Origin of the sequence: Leisingera daeponensis, from assembly GCF_019801465.1 — a bacterium.
GTDB classification, from domain to species: domain Bacteria; phylum Pseudomonadota; class Alphaproteobacteria; order Rhodobacterales; family Rhodobacteraceae; genus Leisingera; species Leisingera daeponensis_A.
The window spans coordinates 40,069-63,036 of sequence record NZ_JAHVJA010000008.1 but is presented as its reverse complement, the minus strand read 5'-3'; the positions used below and the strand labels follow the sequence as shown (position 1 = coordinate 63,036).

The window sequence follows — 22,968 nt, the reverse complement described above, 5'->3', positions numbered from 1 at the left end:
AGCGCACGCCAGCGTTCAAACACTTCTGATGCGCATTGCTGTGGATAAACCGTAGCGAATCTATCCTTTATTGTTAAGAAACTTCCCCTCCCGGAGCAGTGCTTTTTGGCAGGGCCGCCGCAGGCGCGGCCCGCGGTTCCGCCTTATCCGGCTGTTTTCCCACGCGATCTGCCCGGGCTGCCCTACTCCCTTGGCATTGTTCCCAAAGCGGAAACGCAGTGTTTCCATTTGGGTTTCTGCAATTTTAAGAAATCTGAATCAATCATCAAAACAACCCAGGGTTTCAGCGATTCGCCGTTCCCGCCGCGTGGCGCTACCCCCATGGTGGTATTTTGACCCCAAGGCCTGCCCCCGGATCCCCGGCCGCCAGGCCTTTGGCGTACCCCCTCTGCCCGGTTTGACCCTGCCGCCAGCGTGCTACCCTCAAGACATTCATTATGTCATGCCGGGGGGCAACATGGTTATGTTGAGTGCGTCCGTTTCGCAAACGGGCAGGTTGTTTTTCACGCGGTCTCTCCAGAGGCAAATCTCATCCCTGACACACCTGGCACTGGTTCAGCCCGGGCACCGGCGCGCCCCGGTGCTGACCAGCGATCCCCGCCTCGGCGGCGCCTGTTCCAGCGCCGCGGCGGCGGTGCTGCGGCGCCAGCTGCAGCCCGGCAGCGCCACCGCCTTCCGCAGCCGCCGGTCCGGCGGCGCGGCGGCCCGGATGCTGGCTGCGCAGCTGGCCGCCGCAGAGCAGCCGCGGCTGGCGGAACTGGCCGCGGAGCTGGCGGCGGATTGCGGCTGGGCGCTGTTTTCCTGCAGCTTCGAGGACGGCAGCGAGGACCTGATCGCGCTGAAGCTGGAAGGCGGCCCGCATGATGCCCATTGCGGCGACATCCTGCAGGCGATCTGGCCGGTGCTGCGCGAGGATTCCCTGCGCGAGCTGGCGGGCGAAACCCAGGCGGCGGTGACCAGCGCGCTGCTGTGGACGGTCTCCAAGAAGACCGACTCGGCGGTGCTGGTGCTCAATGCCGAGGGCGCGCTGCTGCATTGCAATGAATCGGGCCGCGACATGCTCGACGGCGGCGACCTGCTCAGCGACCACTCCGGCCGCCTCAGCTGCGCCCGCCCGGGCGAGACCGCGGGCTTCTACGCGGCGGTGGCCGAATGCGCCCGCAACCGCCGCGGCGGCGCGGCCGGCGCCGGCCAGCCGCCGCGCGAGCTGATCCTGTTCCTGGAGGACCGCAAGAGCGGCATGCGGCTGCCGGTGTCGCTGACCCGCTACCGCTGCGCCGGCTCCGGCCAGCCGCTGGTGGTGGCGATCCTGCCGCGCCAGCCGGACCGCCGCCGCATCGAGATGCTGGCCCAGAAGATGGGGCTGTCGCCGGCCGAGGCGCGGGTGGCGGCGCTGATTCAGCTGGGGCTCTCCAACCGCGAGGCGGCGCATATCGCCGGCCTCAAGGTGCAGACCTTCAACACCTATGCCAAGCGGGTGCTGGCCAAGATGCAGGCGCCCGGCCGCGCTGAAATGGCCCAGCGGCTGACCTGGCAGGCCTCGCTGGGGAGAGCGTCATGAACAAGATGGCACAGGAGACCCCGTTCCAGGGCCCGCCCGCGCCGGCCCAAACGCAGACCCGGACCGCGCAGACCCGGGCCGAACCGGCCCAGGCGGCCCAGGCGGCCCAGGCCGCACCCGCAGCAGCCGGGACCGCTCAGGCCGCGCCCGCACAGGACAAATCCCAGGGCCAGCCGGTGCAGCCGCCGCGGCTGAGCAACGCGGTGCTGGCGCAGATCGCCAATGTGCTGCGCCAGGGCGAGGTGCCGCTGGCCGCCCAGGCCGACCTGGTGGAGCTGCACAAGCGCATCGTGGAGATGTTCGCCACCCTCAACGAGGGGCTGGGCGAGCGCCACGCGCAGAAGGCCGCGGCCGACCGCGCCGCGCTCACCGCCCGCATCGACCAGCTGGAAGAGGCGGTGAACCGGATGGAAGGGGCGCTCCGGATCGAGTTCGAGCCGGTGCTGAAGGCCGCGGTGGGCGAGGCGCTGGCCCAGGCCCTGCCCAGGCCGCGCCGCCGCCGCCCCGGGCCGGCCGCTGCGGCGCTCCTGCTGGCGGCCGCCGGGCTGGCGGCCGGGGTCTACTGGCATGCGCCCCTGCAGGAGGCGGCGCAGGCCGCCGCCGCGGCTGTCGAAAGCCGCACCGGCTGGCAGCTGCCCGCCCTGTAAACCGCATTTTGTCCCCATTTGGGGGCATCCGCTGCAGCCTGGATGCGCTGCAATACTCCCAGAAGGCATGACCACGCCTTTAGCGCCTGCGGCCCCCCGGGGAGTTCCTTCCTGGGCCGCGGCACCGGCGGGGGCACGGCCCCGGGCCTCTGCCCGCAGCCCTGCCCCGTATTTTAACGAGGAGGAAGTTTACCATGGGTATTAAGGACCGGAATCCCGAGTGGGACGTCTGCGATCCGGAGTGCAGGATCGAGTTCTCAAAGGACAAAACCGACCCGAACTACAACAACGGCGCCACCGAACAGGGTGACAGCGGCGGCAATGTCATCAACCTGAACGACCACAATGCCGCTGATAACGCCCGCGGCGGTGCGGGCGATGACGCCATCTACGGCAACGAGCGCAACAACAAGCTCGATGGCCAGTCAGGCCAGGACTACATCGAAGGCCAGGACGGCGACGACAAGATCAGCGGCGGCACCGGCAACGACATGCTGTTCGGCGGCGATGGCGACGGCGAGGGCCGCTATGAAAGGGTGGTGCACTACTACGAGACCCATATCGATTACGAGACCTGGGAAGAGTATGAGGTGCCGGTCTACAAGCTGGTCTATATCGACGACGGCGATGACTGGATCGACGGCGGCGAAGGCTGTGATTACATCGACGGCGAAACCGGCGACGACACCCTGCTGGGCGGGCTGGATTCCGACACCGTGTTCGGCGGCAAGGGCGATGACAACATCTTCGGCGACGACGCCGACGGCGACTACAGCGAGCGGGGCCGCCTCAACGACGACGATCACTACGCAGAGCCGGAATACGGCGACGGCGATGCCGGCGACTACCTTTACGGCAACGACGGCAACGACTGCATGGACGGCGAGGGCGGCGACGACTGCATGTGGGGCGACGACGGCCAGTTCGACCTCTACGGCGACTACGACGACGACCATTCCAACAACAACGACACCATGTACGGCCGCGACGGCAACGACCGCATGAACGGCCAGCAGGGCGACGACCGGATGTCCGGCGGCCTCGGCGACGACCTGGTGATCGGCGGCTCCGGCGATGACGAGATGTTCGGCGACGAGCGTCAGGGCCAGGGCGATGATCTCGACTTCGGCGCCGACAGCGGCACCGGCGACAAGAACGGCCAGGTTGACGGCGACGACACCATGCTGGGCGGCACCGGTGACGACACTATGGACGGCCAGGGCGGCGATGACTGCATGTTCGGTGAAGAAGGCAACGACCTGATGCAGGGCGGCCGCGGCCGCGACCTGATGGGCGGCGGCGAAGGCGACGATGACGTCAACGGCGGCGCCGGGCGCGACACCATGCGCGGCGGCACCGGCAATGACGTGCTGGAAGGCGGCGCCCAGGGCGACCTGATCTTCGGCGACCGGGGCAACAACCCGGGCAGCGATCACTATGATGCGCCCTATGTTGACTGGCGCTGCTGCGACGACGAAGAGCCGTCCGACACCGTTAAGGAACACAGCATGGATGAGGGCGGCCACGGCAAGAAGCCGGTTGATTGCCCGGATTGCTACGAGCCGGTGGACCGGGGCCAGAAGGACGGCCATGACGTGATCCGCGGCGGCGACGGCCACGACACCATGTTCGGCGAAGGCGGCAATGACGTCATCTATGGCGAAGACGGCGACGATGTCGGCAGCGGCGGCGCTGGCGATGACCAGCTCTTCGGCGGCGACGGCAACGACAAGCTGTCCGGCGATGACGGCCACGACTGGCTGATGGGCGGCGACGGCCACGACCTGCTGAAAGGCGGCTCCGGCAATGACACCATCAAGGGCGGCGACGATGCCGACAAGGCCTTTGGCGGCACCGGCGACGACCTGATCTTCGGCGGCCGCGGCAATGACACGCTGCACGGCAATGACGGCAACGACTGCATCTACGGCAATAACGGCCGGGATGTGCTGTTCGGCGACGCAGGCGACGATAAGCTGGGCGGCGGCCGCGGCAAGGACTTGCTGATTGGCGGCAGCGGCGAAGACACCCTCTGGGGCGGCGGCGCCGGCGACGTGCTCAAGGGCGGTTACGACGATGACCACCTCTATGGCAACGGCGGCTATGACTGCCTCTACGGCGAAGACGGCAGAGACAAGCTCTTCGGCGGCACCCACAGGGACTTCCTGGATGGCGGCGCCGGCAACGACAAGCTGGATGGCGGCGCCGGCAACGACTGGCTGAAGGGCGGCGAGGGCAACGACTGGCTGTATGGCGGCAACGGCAAGGATGTCTTCATCATCGACCTGAAGTGGGACGGCATGGGCTTCACGTCCAACGATGGCAAGGACGTCATTCATGACTTCGACATAGACGAAGAGCATGACGTGCTGCTGTTCCGTGTCACCGGCGACATCTCGGCGCAGGATGCCTTCGAGAAGCTGAACGGCGGCCCGAACGGCGCCGGCGGCGCGGCCACGGTCACCGACGACGGCACCGACACCACCATCGAAGTGGGCGGCGCCACGGTGAAGATCCTCGACCTGACCAACAACGAGAGCTACTTCAGTTCTCTGGGCCATGACACCAACCCCTGGGGCGGTGTCGGCATCAACGCGGTCTCCAGCGGCGACGCGGGCAGCTATGAAGCGATCCGCGTGGTCACAGCGGACGCCTTCGATGATGCCTACGACAACATCTGGGGCCACCTGTATCACGGTGCCTGAGCTTTAGGAACGGCGGGCCCGGGGTTTGCTCCGGGCCCGTCCAGCCCTGGTTCAGGACAGCGATTTGGTCCCCGGCCAAGGATTGCATCCTTGGACCAGGGCGCTGACCTCCAGATTTTACAACTTCACTTCGTGCAGCCGGGGGGCAACGACAATGAAGACAAAACGGGTATTCGACGGACAAAGGGGTGTGCTGGCAGCCATCTTCACCGCCAGCATCTTTGTGAACCTCCTGATCCTGACAGCGCCACTCTACATGCTGCAACTGTTTGCCCGGGTCATGGCCTCGGGCAGCATTCCGACCCTGATAGCCCTGACCACCGGCGCGTGCATCGCGCTGGTGTTCTTTTTTCTTTTCGACATGCTGCGCCAGCGCCTGGTGGCGCGGCTCGGCTCCCGCCTCGAGGCCCGGCTCAGCCCGGTGGTGCTGGAGGGCATGATCAACGGCCAGCTGCCGCCCGCCCTGCGCCAGGCCGAACCCATCCGCGATATCCAGGACCTGCGCGGCTTCATCACCAGCCCGGTGTTCCTGGCGCTGCTGGATGCGCCCTGGTCGGTGATCTTCCTGGCGCTGATCTTCCTGTTCAGCCCGGTGCTGGGGATGGTGGCGCTGGCCGGCATCGCACTGCTGTTCGGCCTGGCGCTGCTCAACGAGATGCTGGCCCGCAAGCCGATGGACGAGGCCGGCAAGCAGGCCACCGAGACCAATGCCGCGGTGGCCGAGATGATGCAGAACGCGGGCCTGATCCGCGCCATGGGCAAGACCGGCCCGCTGATCGGGCGCTGGCAGCTCAAGGCGTTCTCGGCGCTGCTGTTCAACACATTGGCCACCGACCGGGTGGCGCTGATCACCTCGCTGGCCAAGGCCGTGCGCATGGGGCTGCAGATCGCGGTGCTGGGCGTCGGCGTGGTGCTGGTGATCAACAACCAGCTGACCCCGGGGCTGATGATCGCCGCCTCGATCCTGCTGGGCCGCGCCGCGGCGCCGGTGGAGCAGTCGATCGCCGGCTGGCGCGGCTTCCTCAAGGCGCGCAGCGCGCAAGGCAGGCTGAACACCCTGCTGGCCCACCTCGGCGCCGCGCCGGAGCGGCTGACCCTGCCCGAGCCGGAGGGCCGCCTGTCGGTGGAGAACGCCACCGTGGTGCTGCCCGGCCGCCCGGACCCGCTGCTGATGGATATTTCCTTCGAGCTGAAGCCCGGCCAGTCGCTGGGGCTGATCGGCCCGTCCGGCGCCGGCAAGACCACTCTGGCGCATGCGCTGGCCGGCCTGCAGCCGCTGGTGCGCGGCCACATCCGCATCGACGATGCCGCGCTCAGCGACTGGGATCCGGCGCAGATCGGCCAGCATATCGGCTTCCTGCCGCAGCGGGTCGAGCTGTTCCAGGGCACGGTGGCGGAAAACATCGCGCTGATGGATCCGGACGCCCGCCCCTCCGACGTGGTGGCGGCGGCCAAACTGGCGCAGGTGCATGAGATGATCCTGGCGCTGCCCGGCGGCTACAACGCCGAGGTCGGCCCGCGCGGCGAGTTCCTGTCGGCCGGCCAGCGCCAGCGCATCGGCCTGGCGCGCGCCTTCTTCGGCGACCGCAAGCTGATCATCCTGGATGAGCCCAATGCCAATCTCGACCCCGAGGGCGAAGAGGCGCTGGCCTGCGCCATCGAGGAGGCCTGCGCCCGCGGCGCCGCGGTGGTGGCGGTGACCCACCGGATCAGCCTGCTGCGCCGCGTCAGCCATGCGGCGCTGCTGCAGGACGGCCGCCTGGCCCGCTTCGGCGAGGCCCGCCAGGTGATCGAGGCCGCGGCGCAGCCGATGGCCGCCGCCCAGGCGCATCCCGACGACCCCAAGATCGCCCCGTTCCGCCACCGCAAGGGCAGCGCGGACCAGGACGCACAGACCCCTCCGGCTGAAGGAGAAAGCGCATGAGCCTGGTAGAGCAAGAGAGCCGCGCCCCGGCCCGCAGCGGCAATCGCCCGGACGGGGTGCAGAGCGGCTTCCGCGACCTGATGCCGGCCGGCAGCGGCCAGGACATCCCGCTGCCCAAGCGGCCGCCCACCCGGGTGCGCCAGCTGGTGCTGTGGCTGGTGGTCTGCGGCTTCGGCCTGTTCGGCGGGCTGGTGTTCTGGGCCACCAAGGCGGAGCTGACCAGCGCGGTGGTGGCCGGCGGCAGCTTCAACGTGGCCGGCGACCGGCTGGCGGTGCAGCATTTCGAAGGCGGCATCCTGCGCGAGCTGAACGTCGCCGAGGGCGACCGCGTCCGCGAAGGCCAGGTGCTCGCCCGGCTCGACGGCCGCCGGGTGGAGGCGCAGCTGGCGATCCTGCACACCCAGCTGGCCAGCGCCCTGGCGCAGCAGGCGCGGCTGGAGGCCGAACTGCAGGAGGCCGAGACCCTGCAGCCGGGCGCCGCGCTGGAACAGCTCATCGCCGCGGCGCCGGAACTGGCGCAGCTGGCGGCGGTGCAGCAGGATCTGCTCCTCTCGAACCGGGCGCTGTACCAGGGCCAGATGGAGATCATCCAGGGCCGCATCACCCAGCTCAATGACCAGCTCAGGGGCCGCGACGCCCGCATCCGCGCCACCGAGGAACAGCTCGCCCTGGTGCAGGGGGAACTGGCGGATCTGACCGGGCTGTTCGAAAAGGGCCTGGTGCCGAAGACCCGCATCAGCCAGCGGCAGATGCAGCTCAGCGATCTGCTGGGCACCCTGGGGGCGCTGGAAAGCGACCGCAGCAACGTGCTGGAGCAGATCGGCGAAATGGAAGAGCGCCGCCTGCAGACCGGCCGCGACCGGGTGGCGCGGATCGCCGCCCAGAGCCAGGAGGTGCAGGAGCAGATCCTGGACCTGAACCAGCGGCTGGACGCCACACGGGATGTGGCCGAGCGGCTGACCATCCGCGCGCCGCGCGGCGGCCGGGTGGTAGGGCTCAGCATCAACACCCTGGGCCAGGTGGTCGATCCCGGCCGCACCCTGCTGGAGCTGATGCCCGAGGATGCCAGCCTCCTGGTGGAAACCCGGGTGGCGGTGGCGGATATCGACGAGGTCTCGATGGGCAGCCTGGCGCGGGTGTCGCTGACCGCCTACAGTTTCCGCTCCACCCCGCCGGTCACGGGTGAAGTGGTGATGGTGGCGGCCGGCACCAGCACCGACCGGGCCACCGGCGAGTCCTATTACCCGGTGCATATCCGCATCAAGGACGAAGAGCTGGCCGCCCTGCCCAACGTCAAGGCGCTGCCCGGCATGCCGGCCCAGGCGATGATCGAAACCGGCCGCCAGACCCTGGCCAACTACCTGATCAGCCCGGTGCTCGCCAGCATGTCGCAGGCGCTGAAGGAAGGCGACAGCTGACAGCCCAGCTCCCGCAGGCCCGTTCTGCCGCCCGCAGGACAGGCGGCGGCAGAACGGGCGGCGGCAGGAAAACAGCGGCCCCGGCAGGGGCCGCAGCTGGAAAGGCAGCGGCCCGGGGGGAGGGCCGACCGCCTGACCGGGCCCGTTCCGGCCACCGGCCGGGGCGGGCCTGTTCCGTTCCGCACCCCAATTCCGGTTCTGCAGCCGCCGGGCAGACCCGCCAGCCAGAATAGGACCGGACCGGACCAAATGTTTCGCGCGCGAAACATTTGGTCAACCATGCTGACCTTTCTCTGAGAGAAGACGACCCGCCTTTCCAGGCAAAGGCAGCGCCCAGCAGTCCCCGGCAGAATGAGTATTTATGGAAAGATGAAACCCCGGCGGCCCGTAAGCCAGCCGCGGGCTATTCCGCGGCGCGCTTCCTGACCCAGCCCAGGAAGGCGGCATCGGGCATCCGCAATCTGGGGCTGCCGCTGCGCACCCACATGGCGCGCCATTCCGCCTCCAGCGCATAGGCGTCGGCGCCGGGGATCAGCGCCCGCGCCTCCTCCAGCGTCTGCGGCTTCAGCTGCGGCGCGTTCAGCACCGCCTCGGTCACCGCCGCCTTCTGGCTGAAGCGGATCACATCGCCCTCCAGCTCCTCCAGCGCGTAATCCGGCAGGGGCTGGGCGTCGATCATGTCGCGGATCATCTTGCGGAACACCCGGCGCGGCGAGGCGGAGCCGGATTTCTTCAGCAGCGTCTCCACCGACACCTGCCAGCTGTTCTGCCGCCCGCAGTGCTTGCGCGCCAGTTCGTAGATCCGCCGCTCCAGCGGCTTGCGCAGCCGGAAGTAGTCGCGGCTGAGCGTCAGCACCGATTTCGACAGCACCGCCCGGTACAGCCAGTCGCTGAGCGTCACCGCCACGCTGACCATCTTGCCGCCGCGCGCCTTGCGGACGATCTCCCATTTCTCGATCAGGCCGAAGCCGGTGGTGACCTCCTCGCCGCCGGTCACGATATTGGTGGTGATGCGGGTGCCCGCCAGCCGCTCGAAAGCCTCGCGCAGGCGGCGGTAGGCATCGCCCGAGGTTTCCCGGTTGCAGGCCACCAAGAGGTCATGCGCCTTCAGGTGCAGCACCCGGCTCACCTGCCGCCCGGCATTCAGCGCCGCCATCAGCTGGCTGATGCAGAAGATCAGGATGTCCTTGTCGTGGATCGTCGCCAGCCCCTTGACGCTGGGGGTGACGGTGATCTCGGCGCCGTTGTGCTGGTAGTTCAGAATCCGCCGGTCCGGCCGGGTGCCCAGGGAGAACAGCGGATGCTCCATCGACGCGAGATCGTTCTTGGGGATCGCCCCGAAGATATCGCAGAGGAAAAAGTCCCCCTCTCCTTCCGGCGGAATCCCTCCCGCTGTCAGCTCTGCTGCCATCTGCCTGCCCGTATCCGCTCTGCCGCCCGCCGGGGTCTGCTGCCCCTTTTCGGCGACTCGTTTATCGTGGTTTTGATTACGCTCACCCTAGGGTTATCCACATGCCCCCGCAACGGGGGTTCGGAGTCATCTGGTCGGGGGTTCGGAGTCGTTTCAACGGGGTTTCAGAGTCACGCAGGAGCGGAATTCCGCCCGGATCGCCAATGAAAAAAGGGCTTTGCGCGAGTCACGCTTCCCCTGTAACTGATAAATAACCCATATTTAACAGGGCAGAATTTTTTGCACGCCCTGAAACACCCCCGCTTTCCCCCGCCGCAACCGCTGGATTTGCTTAGGAAAACCAAGGGGGATGCGCATTTTTCTTCCATGTGCCGTGTTTTTGGGTATTCTCTCCAAAAGGCAGCACATTGAGGCTGCAGAGCAGACAGAACAGCATTTCACACCGACCGGGCCGCAAGGCTCACCGACAGCGGGCAGCACTCTCATGGCCAGAGATATCCACAAGGGCAGCACCAGCCTCCCCCCCTATTTCAGCATCGATCCGGACGCCGCCCTGGCCGAGCTGGACACCCCCACCAGCACCGCGGGCTTTGCCGAGATTGCCGCCGCCTGCGCGCAAGGGCGCGCCGATCTCGCCAGCCGCGGCATGAACGAGGAAGGCCGCAAGGAACTGCGCCTGTTCTCCACCTGGGAGATCACCCGCTACCTGATCCCGGTCGCCCAGGCCCATTTCCGCCGGGTGCTGAAGGCCAACCCCGATCTGCCGCAGGGCCGCTCCGAGACCGAGGGCGGCGCCAAGTGGTTCACCCTCGACGAGGTGCTGCGGCTCAGGGCGCATTTCGGCGCGCAAGGATCCAAGGCCAAGGACTACCTGCCCTACCGCCCCGAGGGGCTGCCCGCCAAGATGGTGGCGGTGGCCAACTTCAAGGGCGGCGTCGGCAAGACCTCGACCGCGGCGCATCTGGCGATGTCGGCGGCGCTCGACGGCTACAAGGTGCTGGTCATTGATCTCGACAGCCAGGGCTCGATGACCTCGATCTTCGGCGGCCGGGTGGAGGATGAATGGCAGACCGCCTTCCCGCTCCTGGCGCGCCACTACGGCGAGCACCTGCGGCTGGAGAACCAGCGCCGCCTCGACCGCGGCGATGCCCCGCAGCCGCTGGACGAGGCGCTGGATGCGGCGATGGAGATGACCGCCCGGGACGTGATCCAGGACACCCACTGGCCCAACATCGACCTGATCGGCGCCCAGCTGAACCTCTACTGGGCGGAGTTCCAGATCCCGGTCTGGCGGATGGCGGCGCGCAGCTGGAAGCTGTGGGATGCGCTCACCGAGCGGCTGGAGGCGGACGGCGTTCTGGACGAATACGACGTGATCTTCATCGACACGCCCCCCGCCCTTGGCTACCTGACGATCAACGGGCTGTCCGCCGCCGACATCCTGCTGGTGCCGATGGGCGCGTCGTTCCTGGAGTTCGACTCGACGGGCCGCTTCTTCGACATGCTGCATTCCACCTTTGCCTCCATCGAGGAGGGCGAGAACCTCGCGGCCCGCGCCCTGGGCCGCCCCGGCCTCAGCTTCGAGTGGGACGCGGTGCGCGCCGTCATCACCCGCTACGACGGCGCCCAGCAGGGCGAGCTGGCGGCGCTGATGCAGGCCTACATGGGCCGGGTGCTCTCCCCCCACAAACAGGATTTCACCGCGCTGATCGGCCAGGCCGGCGAGCAGGTCTCCGGCATCTACGAGGCCGACTACCGCGACTTCAACCGCGAGACCTACGCCCGCGGCCGCGAAACCTTCGACGAGACCTATGCGGCCTTCAAGAAACTGCTGATCGGCGTCTGGCGGCGCGAGGTGTTGCAGCAAGAGGCGGAACAGCGCGCGGCCGGCTAAGGCCCTAACAAGGAATTTCCGGCACACTCTCTGCCCGGAGACAGACAGACAGGTCAGGACAGGACATGGCAAAACGCAAACGGCTCTCCCCGGCGCAGACGGGTTACCTGACAGCCGCCCCCGCAGGCAAACCCGCGCTTGGCACCGCCTCCAGCGTGGGGGCGGCACCGATTGCCCAGGTGGCCTCCGATGCCTCCGCCCAGGCGGCGCTGCAGGAGCTGTCCGGCGTTCTGGAAAACGCCCGCGCCAAGGGGCTGATGATCGAAGAGCTGCCGCTGGCGCAGATCGACGAGAACCACCTGGTGCGCGACCGCATCGAGCAGGACGAGGAAGAGCTGCAATCGCTGATCGAGTCGATCCGCGCCCGCGGCCAGCAGACCCCGGCGGAAGTGGTGCCGCTGGAGGAGGCCTCCGGAGGCCGCACCCATGGCCTCATTTCCGGCTGGCGCCGCGTGACCGCGCTGCGCAGACTCTATGAAGAGACCTCGGACCCGCGTTTCGCCACGTTGAAGGCGCTGGTGATCCGGCCGGACAGCGCCGAGGCGTCTTATGTGGCGATGGTCGAGGAAAACGAGATCCGGGTGAACCTCTCGCATTACGAGCGCGCCCGGATCGCGGTGCGGGCCTATAAGGAGGGCGTCTTCACCCGCCGCAAATACGCGCTGCAGGCGCTGTTCGGCAACGCCACCCGGGCCAAGCGCTCCAAGATCGGCAGTTTCGTGACCCTGGTGGAAGCCTTGGATGCGGTGCTGTTCTACCCCACCGCGATCAGCGAGAAACTGGGCCTGGCGCTGGTGCGCGCGATCGAGGCGGATGAAGGCTTTGCCGAACGCGCCACAGCGGCGCTGCAGGCCGCCGGCCGGTCTTCCCCGGAGGCGGAGCTGGAGGTGCTGACCCGTCTGGTGGAGGGTGAGGCGGCGGAAACCCTCAAGTCAGAGCCTGATATGCCCCCTGCCCCGCCGACCCTGGAACAACTGGCGGCACAGGCGAAGGAGCGGAATGCCGGCCGGGAGGCGGAACAGCCCCGGCCCCCGGTGCCGCCGCTGGCCAGCGGCCCGCGGGTGCGCGGCGCCGGCGACTGGGACGCCGCGATGCCGGGCGAGCGGATCACCCTGCCCGCCCCCCGCGGCGTGCGGCTGGCCTATACCCCCAGCGAGCAGAAGATCGAGATCAGCGGCGAGGCCGTCAGCGCCGCCTTGGTCAAGGAGCTGCAGGCCTGGCTGAAAAAGCTCTGATCAGAGCCTTCTGGAACAGCAAAGGGCGCGGTTTCCGCGCCCTTTTTTGTGCCTTGTTAGAGCCTGATATTAGGTCAGCACGATTGACCAAATGTTTCGCGCGCGAAACATTTGGTCCGGACCGGACCTATCTCGGATCCCCCCGGCCGACCGAGGTATAGGTCTCGAAACCCGCCCGTTTGGCAGCCTTGGGGGAATAGATGTTGCGCAGGTCCGCCATCCGCGGCACCTCCATCCTGCGGGCCAGCTTCTTGAGGTCGAGGGCACGGAACTCGTTCCATTCCGTCAGCAGCACCACCAGGTCGGCGTTCTGCGCCGCCTGGTAGGGATCGTCCATCCATTTGACCCCGGGCAGCAGCGCCTCGCCCTCGGCACGGCCCTGCGGATCCACCACCCGCACCCGGGCGCCGCCGCCGACCAGCGCCGGCACGATGGTGAGGCTCGGCGCCTCGCGCATGTCGTCGGTGTTGGGCTTGAAGGTGACGCCGAGCACCGCCACGGTCTTGCCGTTGAACGAGCCGTCGCAGGCATCGCGCAGCTTTTCGACCATCCGCAGCTTCACTTCGTCATTGACCCGCATCACGGTCTCGGTGATGCGCAGAGGGAAGGCATGGTCCTGGCCGATCCGCGCCAGCGCCGCGGTGTCCTTGGGGAAGCACGACCCGCCGTAGCCGGGGCCCGCATGCAGGAACTTGTTGCCGATCCGCCCGTCGAAACCGATGCCGCGGGACACTTCCTTGACGTCGGCGCCCACCCGCTCGCAGAGGCCGGCGATCTCGTTGATGAAGGTGATCTTGGCGGCGAGGAAGGCATTGGCCGCGTATTTGATCAGCTCGGCGCTTTCCAGGTCGGTGGTCAGGATCGGGAAGTCGCGCAGGTACAGCGGGCGGTAGATCTCCGCCATCACCTCGGCGGCGCGGTCGTTCTGGACGCCGACCACCACCCGGTCCGGTTTCATGAAATCCTCGATCGCGGCGCCCTCGCGCAGGAACTCGGGGTTGGAGGCCACGTCGAAATCGGCTTGCGGATTGGCCTTGGCGATCACCTGTTTCACCTGCCGGTTGGTGCCCACCGGCACGGTGGATTTGGTGACCACCACCGCGTAATCGGTCAGCGCCCCGGCGATCTCCTCGGCTGCCGCCATCACATAGGTGAGGTCGGCATGGCCGTCGCCGCGCCGGGTCGGGGTGCCGACGGCGATGAACACCGCCTCAGCCCCGCTGACGGCCGCGGCCAGATCGCTGGTGAAGCTGAGCCGCCCGGCGGCCACGTTCTTCTCCATCAGCTGGTCCAGGCCCGGCTCGTAGATCGGCACCTCGCCGCTGTTCAGCCGCTCGATTTTCCCTGCGTCCTTGTCGACGCAGACCACGTCATGGCCGAAATCCGAAAAACAGACGCCGGACACCAGTCCGACATAACCGGTGCCAATCATCGCAATGCGCATGAACTGCCCTTTCCCCAATCGCTCTGCGGCGGCTTGGCTGCCGCCCTTGTTCTGAGATTAGGAGGATATACGCCGCTGCACAGGGCAGGAACCGGTTTTTTAAGGAGCCGGAAACAGGATGCAAAATAGGTCCGCTTCGGACCAAATGTTTCGCGCGCGAAACATTTGGTCCGAAGCGGACCTAAATGCCCGGGCGGGAAAGCGGCGTAAAGCGTTTGACAGCACCGGGCATTTATGTGCTTTCGGGCCCGCATAAGCGGCAGCAGATTCATCAGACAGGCCCGCAGGGGCCCGGACAGGCAAGGAGCATCCTTTGGCAGCAGCAGCAGAGGCCCCCGGCAGCGCAATCCCGGCAGCGGCAGCTCCCGCAGGCGCAGGCCGCCTGGTGGCGGTGGTGGTGACCCACAACCGGCTGGACAAGCTGAAGGCAACGCTGGCGCGGCTCCTGGAAAGCCCCCCGGACGAACTGGCGGCGGTGGTGGTGGCCGACAATGCCAGCAGCGACGGCACCGGCGCCTGGCTGGCCGGGCTGGAGGATCCGCGGCTCGATATCTGCACCAGCCAAACCAACCGCGGCGGCGCCGGCGGCTTCGAAATGGGCATGCGCCGGGCGATGGAGGCGCATGATCCGGACTGGCTGGCGGTGATGGATGACGACGGCCGTCCGGCCCCCGGCGGGCTGGCGGCGTTCCGCGGGCTGGCCATGCACGATCAGGCAGAAGGCGGCTGGGATGCGGTCGCGGCGGCGGTCTATTTCCCGGACGGCCGCATCTGCGAGATGAACCGCCCCTCGCGCAACCCGTTCTGGCACGCCCGCGAGTTCCTGCGAACCCTGTTCGGCGGCGGCCGCTCCGGCTTTCACGTGCAGCCCTCGGATTACGAGGGCGGGGGGATGCAGATCGATGTCACCTCTTTCGTGGGCTTCTTCATCTCGGCGGAAGCGGTGCGGCGGATCGGTTTCCCGGATCCGGAGCTGTTCATCTATGGCGATGACGGGATCTATACGCTGGGGCTGACCAAATCGGGCGGCCGCATCGGCTTTGAGCCCTCGGTGCGCTTCGAGCATGACCTGTCGACTTTCCAGGGCAAGGGCCAGGCCAAGGCGGATGCGGCGCAGCGCGGCCGTTTCGTGCCGCTGTGGAAGGCCTATTACTACCACCGCAACCTGCTGTTGCTGTACCGGATGGCGGCGGGCTGGCTGTTCTGGCCGGTGCTCCTGGTGATCGTGCCGAAATGGCTGATGAAGGCGCGCCAGCACCCGGGCGCGCGCCGCGCCTTCCTGCGGCTGATGGGCCATGCGCTGCGCGACGGGCTGCTGCGGCGCACCAAGGTGCGCCACGCACGGGTGCTGGAACTGGCCGCCGAGGACTGACCGCCGCGCCGCCCGGGGCGGCCTGCACGGGCGGTCTCAGCGGTTCAGGATATCCCGGTGGTAGCGGCCGGTCAGCACCAGCCCCAGCGCCAGCAGCCCCAGGCTGGACAGCAGCACGAAGGGCACGCTGACATAAGAAGCGCTATAGGTCGGGTAGAAGCCGGTGCGCATCAGTCCGGAGATGTGTATCAGCGGATTGTACCACAGGATGTCCTGGGCCAGCGGCGGCAGGTCCTCATAGATGAACAGGATGCCCGACGCGATGAACAGCGGCCGGGTGAAGATCGACCAGGCGACCTCCCACAGCGGAAACAGCCCCGAGAGCACGCAGTTCAGGGTGCCGACCCCGAGGCCGAGGATCATAGCCAGGAACATTGCCAGCACCGCCGGCGGCAGGTCCAGCACCGCGCGGCTGTCGATCACGGCCAGCACGGCGCCGGTCAGCAGCAGGGTGACCAGGATGCCGGTCAGGCTGTTGAGCAGGAACCGGGCCAGCAGCGCATCGATCCAGGTCACTGCCGGATAGCGCAGCAGCGGCCGCGAAAAGCTGAGCGCCCGGGCCACGGTGGTGGACACGCTCTGGTAGAGATTGAACGGCAGGAAGCCGGTGGCGTAGAACAGCAGGAAGCTGGTGCCCAGCGACGGGTTGCGGATCACCAGCGAAAAGCCGATGGCCAGGAACAGGATCGCTGCCAGCGGCTCCAGCACCGCCCAGAGATAGCCGCCCGGGGTGCGGCCGTAGCGGGTCGACATCTCGCGCAGCATCAGCGCCGCGATGGTGCGCAGCGCAGCAAAGCTGCGGGCGCGTCCGGATCCGGGCGGCTGGGCCGGAGGGAAGGCCGGAGAGAGGGCAGGGGCCGGGGACGGGGCGTCGGCCCCCGCGGGTGTGGGTCGGGTCATGAATAGCCATTGTGAATATGCGCGCTGCAGGCGATAATATGAAAGAAAGACGAGGCAATTACAAACGGCCGCGGGCCGGGGTAAGCAGATTATGACACAGGACCGTCCGGCGGCGCAGCGCACAGCGGCCGCCCAATTCCGTTCCGGCCGCAAGGGAGCGGAAGGCAAAAGCTCCGGCAGCGGCGGCCCCAGCCCGGAGGATCCGGCGGCAGCCGGTCCGGAACTGGCGCTGAAAGCGAAGCCCGGTCCGGTCAATCTGAAGGAGAAGGTCGCCCGGCAGAAGCGCCGTATCGGCCGTCTGCTGGCCCGGGCCGAGACTGCCGAGGCCGAGCTGGAGGCGATCAAGCAGCAGCAGCCCGCGTTTCCGATCGCCCGCGCGGCCCATATGAAGCGGCGCCACTGGGGGCTGATCGCCTCCTTTGCGCTGCTGGTGCTGGCGCCGCTGGCAGCGGCGGTGTTCTATCTTTTTGCCATCGCCGAAGACCAGTATGCCTCCACCGCCGGCTTCACCGTGCGCAGCCAGGACAGCACCGGCGCCAATGATCTCCTGGGCGGGCTCGCCAGTTTCACCGGCAACAGCACCGCCTCGGACAGCGACATCCTTTATGAGTTCATCCAGAGCCAGGAGATGGTGGCGGCGGTGGAGGCGCGCACCGGCCTCAGCACCCATTTTGCCAGCCGCTGGCCCGGCGACTGGGTGTTTGCGCTGTGGCCGGGGGCCTCGTTAGAGGACCTGACCTGGTACTGGCAGCGGGTGGTGCGTATTGCCTATGACAGCGGTTCGGGGCTCACCGAGGTGCAGGTGACGGCCTTTGATGCGCAGATGGCCCAGGCGATCACCCGCGCCATCGTCGAGGAAAGCCAGACCCGCATCAATGCTCTCAATGAGCAGGCCCGCACCGATGCAATGCGCTATGCCGAGGCCGACCTGGCGGAGGCGCTGGAGCGGCTGAAGGCGGCGCGCGAGGCGCTGACCCGGTTCCGCACCCGCACCCGCATCGTCGACCCGGAGGCCGATATCCAGGCCCGCATGGGGGTGATGAACAACCTGCAGCAGCAGCTGGCCGAGGCGCTCATTGAATACGATCTCTTGGCGGGCACCGTGCCCGCGGGCGACGTGCGGCTGAACAAGGCGCAGCAGAAGATCGAGGTGATCCGCGGCCGCATCGACATCGAGCGCCAGACCTTCGCCTCCAGCAACACCGACACCGGCGGGGTGGGGGAGGATTACCCGACGCTGATCTCGGAGTTCGAACGGCTGACGGTGGACCGCGAATTTGCCGAGGAAACCTACCGCGCGGCGCTGGCGGCGCTGGAGCTGGCGCGCGACGAGGCCGCCCGCCAGAGCCGCTACCTGGCCACTTATATCACCCCCACCCTGGCCACCGAGGCGGAATACCCGCGCCGCTATGTGCTGAGCGCGCTCACCGGGCTGTTCCTGCTCCTGGTCTGGGCGATCGGGGCGCTGATCTTCTATTCGGTCCGCGACCGCAGCTGAGGGCAGGACGGTGATCCGGTTCGAGAACCTGAGCAAGAGCTTCTGGATCAAGGGCGAGCGCAAGATTGTCCTCGACAATCTGAACCTCACCCTGCCGGCTGGACAGTCGCTGGCGCTGCTGGGCCGCAACGGGGCCGGCAAGTCGACGCTGCTGGAGATCATCGCGGGCACCCTCAGGCCCGATCACGGCCGGGTGGTCTCCGAGGGCACCATCTCCTGGCCGGTGGGGCTGGCGGCCTCCTTCCACCGGGATCTGACCGGGGCGGAGAACGTCCGCTTCATCGCCCGCATTTACGGGGTCGACAGCGATGATCTGGTGGCCTTTGTCGAGGAGTTCGCCGAGCTCGGAAAATCCTTCCACATGCCGATGCGCAGCTATTCCTCCGGCATGCGCTCGCGGCTCACCTTCGGCGCCTCGATGGGGATCCGGTTCGACACCTATCTGGTCGATGAGGTGACGGCGGTGGGCGATGCCGCCTTCCGCCGCAAGAGCCAGGCAGTGTTTGCCGACCGCATGCAGCTGTCCGGCGCCATCATGGTCAACCACTCGATGCGGCAGGTGCGCGAATTTTGCAACGCCGGCCTGGTACTGGAGGGCGGAAAGGTGAAGTATTACAGCGACTTGGATGAGGCGATCGCAGCGCACGAACGCGATATGGAATAGCGCGCCCATTCAATTTGCAATAGCCGTCCAAGCCTTCTATGAAAGGCGCAAGCTACACGAGGCAGCGGCGGTACTTATGAAGGTTTTGTATTATAACTGGGTGGACTATCTCGACGCGGAAAAGCGCGGCGGCGGGGTGACGGTTTATCAGGCGAACCTCATGAAAAGGCTGCAGGAACAACCCGGCGTTGAGGCCTGGTTCCTGTCTGCGGGCATTTCCTACGACCTGTTCTCCAGCAAGCCGAGATGGGAAAAGCTGCGCCATGGCCCGTCCGATGACGCCCCCCGCTACGAAATCGTCAATTCCGGCATCCTGTCGCCGGCCCATATGTCCTTCGGCAATCCGGCGCAGGTGTCGCATCCGGAAACCGCGGAGGTCTTCTTCGATTTTGTGAAGGCCCACGGTCCGTTCGACGTGATCCATTTCAACAACCTCGAAGGCATCCCGGCCGAGGTTCTGGAACTCAAGCAGCAGTGGCCGCAGACCAAGGTCGTCCTGTCGCTGCACAACTACTACCCGTTCTGCCCCCAGGTGAACCTCTGGCAGCAGGAAAAGATCCATTGCGCCGATTTCGGCGGCGGCCGGAAGTGCCGCAGCTGCCTGCAGAAGAAGCCCGAGGAACGGGCAGTGCGGCTGGCCGGGGCGGTGGCTTACAACCTGAAGAAATACGGCTGCGGGCCGGGCACCCGGGTCTTCGACCGCGGTTTCGGCACCGCCGTGCGGGTGGCCAGCCGGCTGGTGCGGGCGCATGGTAAGCTGCGCAGGCAGGCCTCCGGCCAGGCCGCCGCGGCCGCCCGAACGGCGGTGCGGCTGTCGCCGGAGGCGGAATTCCCGATCAACCCAAGCCCGGCCGCCGATTTTGCCGTCCGCCGGGAGCGGTTCCTGGAACTGATCAACCGCAATTGCGACCATGTGCTGGGGGTGTCTGAACGGGTGAGCGAAATTGCCCGGGAGTACGGTGTGAATCCGGAGCTGGTCAGCACCGCCTATATCGGCACCCGCCAGTACGGCAAATTCCAGGAAACTGCGCCCCGCCCGTCGCTGCTGGACGAGGACGGGGTGCTGACCCTGGGCTATTTGGGCTACATGCGGCGCGACAAGGGCTATTTCTTCCTGCTGGATGCACTGAACGCGCTGCCCAAGGACGTGGCCCAGCGGGTCCGCCTGGTGCTGGCCGCGCCGCGCGGGCGCACCCTGGAGCCGCTGCGCGAGCTGTCGGGGCATCTGCGGGACGTGGTCTATTCCGACGGCTACAGTCATGACCAGCTGGATGAGCTGCTGGCGCCGGTGACGCTGGGGGTGGTGCCGGTGCTGTGGGAAGACAACCTGCCGCAGGTTGCAATCGAGATGCATGCCCGCCATATTCCGCTGCTGACCAGCAGCCGCGGCGGCGCCCGCGAGCTGGGCAATTGCCCGGATCTGGTGTTCGAGGCCGGTGACGAACAGGCCTTTGCTGCGCGCATTGAAGCGGCGCTTGAGGGGCGGATCGACCTGGACAGCTACTGGGCCAATGCCCGCCCGCCGGTGAGCATGACGCAGCATACCGAAGCCCTTCTGGAGCTGTACCGGCAGGCGCCGGCCCGCTCTCAGGTGCAGACGGCCGCCCAGTAAGGCGCCTTTCATCCGGCCGCCTCAGCAGGATGCCCGGAGCATGCCCAGGCCAACCGGGAATGTGCAGGCTGGCGCAGACAAGGGCAGCGGCAGAAACAAAGCCGGTAAGCCGCAATTCAGCTGCGGGCGGCGCTTGCTGGCGGGCTGGTAAAAAGGCCCGCCAGCAGGCAGGCCAGATCTACAGGCCCAGCTTTTCCTCGTAAGATTTCAGCTTTTCCTGGATCTTCCTGCCGTTCGGGCGCAGGGCGTGCGCAACCTGCATCAGGGCATGGGCCTGTTTCAGGTCGGTGTCCTCCAGGGCGATGGCGCTGTCACGGATTGTGTCGATGCTCCGGGGGGCGACAGACTGATGCAGATTGTTCAGGGCTGAAGCGATGTTCTGAAAGATGAAGGCTTGATCATCCGGCTGCAGAACTTCCTCATTGGGGAATTTGCTGCAGTCAAGCGTGAGGTCAACGCCAAAATCGCGGGCAGTTTTGCGGTTGTCCTCTTCGAATGCCGCCATGAATGCGGCGGCCTGCTGCGCAGAGGGGGACTGTTTCAGGCCGCCGTCGTCGGTGAAAAAACCGCGCCGGAACAGAGACCAGGCGACATTGGGGGGGAGGCCGTGAAACCGCAGGTCGTGCAGCAGGTTGGTCAGTTTGGAACCGATTGATTCATTGAGCTGAGTTCCGTCCGGCTTGAAGGGAAGGCCGCAAGCCTGGATGAAATCGGTGACCGAGTCGCCGCCGGCAAGCAGGTGCCGGTTGTAGTTGCGCACAATGAACTCGGCGTCCGGGAAATGGGTTTTCCAATGGCTGAGCTTCTGATGGTAGCTGAGGTATTCCAATGTGTCGGCAGTCAGCTCCGGCAGCACGTTGCGCTTGTCGTTGCCAAAAACGAGTGCGGATTGCGAGGTCTTGGCGCCTTGGGCCTTGTTCGAGGCCGCCATTTCCACCTGATTCCGCAAGTAGACAACAATTGTCACCTTAAAGCCCAGGCTTCTGACCACCTCGCTCAGGCCGGGAAGGCTGGCCGTGTCGTTGAGAAAGAACATGTCCTCTGACGAGATGATCATGTCACGGCCGCTATCCCGAAGGGAGCCTGCGATCATATCCAGCATGCGGGGATGGAAGTTGAACTGGGCGCGTCCGTTTCCGCCCCGCCTGAACTCAATCGTATTGCTGAGGTTGACCACGCCGTTGATCTTGACGAGTTCCCAGCCCGCGCTGGCAAGGCTGTTTTCTGACCGGTTGAGAAAACCTTGGATTGCAGTGGTGCCTGTCTTGTGGGCGCCAATGTGAAGGATCAGTCTGCGTTTCAACGTAACTACCTGTGATCTGCTGGTCTGAGCGAAAGTTGAATATTCCGGGGGGATTAGCTGCTTTTCGGAGGAAACACCAAAGGAAATTCCCAGCGATCCTATCCGGAAAACCTGTTCCGAAGGCGGCGCGGGGTTGCGGCGCCGCTCACAGTGGCGCCGCAAAAAACGCCGGTGCCGCTTCGCCCGTCTCCAGGCAGGCGGCAAAGCCGCGCGCGGCGTCCAGCGCCTCGCGGATGGTCACATCCATGTCCAGGTAACGGTAGGTGGCGAGACGGCCCACGAAGGTGACGCCGCGGGTCTCTTCCGCCAGCTTCACATAGGCGGCCAGCAGTTCCTTCTCCTTCACCTGGCGGATCGGGTAGTAGGGAATGTCGCCGGGCTCCGCCAGGCGCGAGAACTCGCGGTAAAGCACCGAGCCCTCATGCTCTTCCCAGGGCGCGAAATGCTTGTGCTCGGTGATGCGGGTGTAGGGCACTTCCTCCTCGCCGTAGTTCATCACCGCGCAGCCCTGGTAGTCGCCCTGGTGGGTGAAGCGCTCGAAATCCAGGGTGCGGTAGCCAAGACGGCCCAGCTCATAGCCGAAGTAGCCGTCCAGCGGCCCGGAATAGAACACGTGGCTGTAGCCTTCGCCCATCTCCGGGGTGAATCCGGTCTCCAGCTGCACGGTGATGTTCTCATGATCCAGGATCCTGTCGATCATCGGCGTGTAGCCGTTTTCCGGCATGCCCTGGAACTGGTGGAAGAAATAGTTGTCGTCGTAGTTGAACCGCACCGGCAGCCGCTTCAGGATCGAGGCGGGCAGCTCGGAAGGGTGCATGCCCCACTGCTTGATGGTGTAGCCCTTGAAGAAGGCCTCATAGAGGTCCTTGCCGACGAAGCGCATCGCCTGCTCTTCGAAGGTCTCCGGGTTCTCGATCGAGGTGTCGGCCTGTTCATTGACGATGAAATCATGCGCCTCCTCCGGGCGCATGGTCTTGCGGAAGAACTGGTTGATGGTGTGCAGGTTGACCGGCAGCGAGAACACTTCGCGCTCCCCGGACAGCCCGCGGGTGGTCGATTTCACCCGGTTCTTGTAGGGCTTGAAACTCTCGAACCGGTTCACATAATCCCAGACCTCTTCGTCGTCGGTGTGGAAAATATGCGGCCCGTAGACATGCACCAGAACGCCGGTGTCCGCGTCGCGCTCGGTGTGGCAGTTGCCGCCGGTGTGGCTGCGGCTGTCGATGACGGTGATCTCATGGCCGGCCTCCGCCAGATGCCGCCCGATCACCGCGCCGGAAAGCCCCGCGCCCACCATCAAAAACCGTTCCGCAGCCATATCACATTCCCTCTTTGCGCTTTGCGCTTCTTAAATGCGATATCCGGGCAGACTGCAAGCCG

16 protein-coding genes are annotated in these 22,968 nt (G+C 66.5%); 11 read left to right on the top strand and 5 right to left on the bottom strand.

Annotated elements, in window-relative coordinates; genetic code table 11:
- Nucleotides 1–580: 580 nt before the first annotated feature.
- The 5 genes from KUV26_RS16290 (at nucleotide 581) to KUV26_RS16270 (ending at nucleotide 8,255) form a co-directional block, all read left to right on the top strand.
- Nucleotides 581–1,561 (top strand): helix-turn-helix transcriptional regulator, encoded by a 981-nt coding sequence (locus tag KUV26_RS16290; protein ID WP_261399092.1) that lies wholly within the window; start codon nucleotides 581–583, stop codon nucleotides 1,559–1,561.
- Nucleotides 1,558–2,208, top strand: coding sequence for a hypothetical protein (locus KUV26_RS16285; protein ID WP_222509107.1), 651 nt, complete (start codon nucleotides 1,558–1,560; stop codon nucleotides 2,206–2,208). Before KUV26_RS16290 ends, KUV26_RS16285 begins: the two co-directional genes overlap by 4 nt.
- Before the next feature lie 194 nt (nucleotides 2,209–2,402).
- Entirely contained in the window at nucleotides 2,403–4,913 is a 2,511-nt protein-coding gene (locus KUV26_RS16280; protein WP_222509106.1) for a calcium-binding protein, read from the top strand.
- A 154-nt stretch (nucleotides 4,914–5,067) separates the two neighbouring features.
- A complete protein-coding gene (locus KUV26_RS16275; RefSeq protein WP_222509105.1) occupies nucleotides 5,068–6,837 on the top strand; it encodes a type I secretion system permease/ATPase in 1,770 nt (589 codons plus the stop codon).
- The gene (locus tag KUV26_RS16270) at nucleotides 6,834–8,255 is read left to right on the top strand and encodes an HlyD family type I secretion periplasmic adaptor subunit (protein ID WP_222509104.1); all 1,422 of its coding nucleotides are present in this window, start codon (nucleotides 6,834–6,836) and stop codon (nucleotides 8,253–8,255) included. The genes KUV26_RS16275 and KUV26_RS16270 overlap by 4 nt, the downstream gene beginning before the upstream one ends.
- 403 nt (nucleotides 8,256–8,658) lie before the next feature.
- On the opposite strand, the gene KUV26_RS16265 is transcribed toward KUV26_RS16270, so the two are convergent.
- Nucleotides 8,659–9,666, bottom strand: a complete 1,008-nt coding sequence (locus tag KUV26_RS16265; protein ID WP_222509103.1) for a replication initiator protein A — start codon at nucleotides 9,664–9,666, stop codon at nucleotides 8,659–8,661.
- Nucleotides 9,667–10,150: 484 nt separating this feature from the next.
- Here KUV26_RS16265 and KUV26_RS16260 point away from each other — a divergent pair, with 484 nt between their 5' ends.
- Nucleotides 10,151–11,560 carry an AAA family ATPase gene (locus KUV26_RS16260; protein WP_222506284.1) on the top strand — a complete coding sequence of 470 codons (1,410 nt, stop codon included), beginning with the start codon at nucleotides 10,151–10,153 and terminating at the stop codon, nucleotides 11,558–11,560.
- A gap of 65 nt (nucleotides 11,561–11,625) precedes the next feature.
- Nucleotides 11,626–12,795: a ParB/RepB/Spo0J family partition protein gene (locus tag KUV26_RS16255; RefSeq protein ID WP_222509102.1), complete on the top strand. Its 1,170-nt coding sequence runs from the start codon at nucleotides 11,626–11,628 to the stop codon at nucleotides 12,793–12,795.
- A gap of 127 nt (nucleotides 12,796–12,922) precedes the next feature.
- Here the strand turns inward: KUV26_RS16255 and KUV26_RS16250 are convergent, their stop codons facing one another.
- Entirely contained in the window at nucleotides 12,923–14,239 is a 1,317-nt protein-coding gene (locus KUV26_RS16250) for a UDP-glucose dehydrogenase family protein (protein ID WP_222506282.1), read from the bottom strand.
- A gap of 313 nt (nucleotides 14,240–14,552) precedes the next feature.
- On the opposite strand from KUV26_RS16250, the gene KUV26_RS16245 reads away from it, so the two are divergent.
- Nucleotides 14,553–15,611: a glycosyltransferase gene (locus KUV26_RS16245; RefSeq protein ID WP_261399941.1), complete on the top strand. Its 1,059-nt coding sequence runs from the start codon at nucleotides 14,553–14,555 to the stop codon at nucleotides 15,609–15,611.
- A gap of 36 nt (nucleotides 15,612–15,647) precedes the next feature.
- Here KUV26_RS16245 and KUV26_RS16240 read toward each other — a convergent pair whose 3' ends face one another.
- The gene (locus KUV26_RS16240) at nucleotides 15,648–16,511 is read right to left on the bottom strand and encodes an ABC transporter permease (RefSeq protein ID WP_222509101.1); all 864 of its coding nucleotides are present in this window, start codon (nucleotides 16,509–16,511) and stop codon (nucleotides 15,648–15,650) included.
- A 91-nt stretch (nucleotides 16,512–16,602) separates the two neighbouring features.
- Here KUV26_RS16240 and KUV26_RS16235 point away from each other — a divergent pair, with 91 nt between their 5' ends.
- The 3 genes from KUV26_RS16235 (at nucleotide 16,603) to KUV26_RS16225 (ending at nucleotide 20,285) form a co-directional block, all read left to right on the top strand.
- The gene (locus KUV26_RS16235) at nucleotides 16,603–18,009 is read left to right on the top strand and encodes a sugar transporter (RefSeq protein ID WP_222509100.1); all 1,407 of its coding nucleotides are present in this window, start codon (nucleotides 16,603–16,605) and stop codon (nucleotides 18,007–18,009) included.
- Between the two features lie 10 nt (nucleotides 18,010–18,019).
- Nucleotides 18,020–18,673: an ABC transporter ATP-binding protein gene (locus tag KUV26_RS16230; RefSeq protein ID WP_222509099.1), complete on the top strand. Its 654-nt coding sequence runs from the start codon at nucleotides 18,020–18,022 to the stop codon at nucleotides 18,671–18,673.
- 76 nt (nucleotides 18,674–18,749) lie between these two features.
- Nucleotides 18,750–20,285: a glycosyltransferase gene (locus KUV26_RS16225; RefSeq protein ID WP_222509098.1), complete on the top strand. Its 1,536-nt coding sequence runs from the start codon at nucleotides 18,750–18,752 to the stop codon at nucleotides 20,283–20,285.
- 178 nt (nucleotides 20,286–20,463) lie between these two features.
- Here the strand turns inward: KUV26_RS16225 and KUV26_RS16220 are convergent, their stop codons facing one another.
- Both KUV26_RS16220 and glf read right to left on the bottom strand, forming a co-directional pair.
- Nucleotides 20,464–21,588: a hypothetical protein gene (locus KUV26_RS16220; protein ID WP_222509097.1), complete on the bottom strand. Its 1,125-nt coding sequence runs from the start codon at nucleotides 21,586–21,588 to the stop codon at nucleotides 20,464–20,466.
- A gap of 145 nt (nucleotides 21,589–21,733) precedes the next feature.
- Entirely contained in the window at nucleotides 21,734–22,906 is a 1,173-nt protein-coding gene (gene glf / locus KUV26_RS16215; protein WP_222509096.1) for a UDP-galactopyranose mutase, read from the bottom strand.
- Nucleotides 22,907–22,968 lie beyond the last annotated feature (62 nt).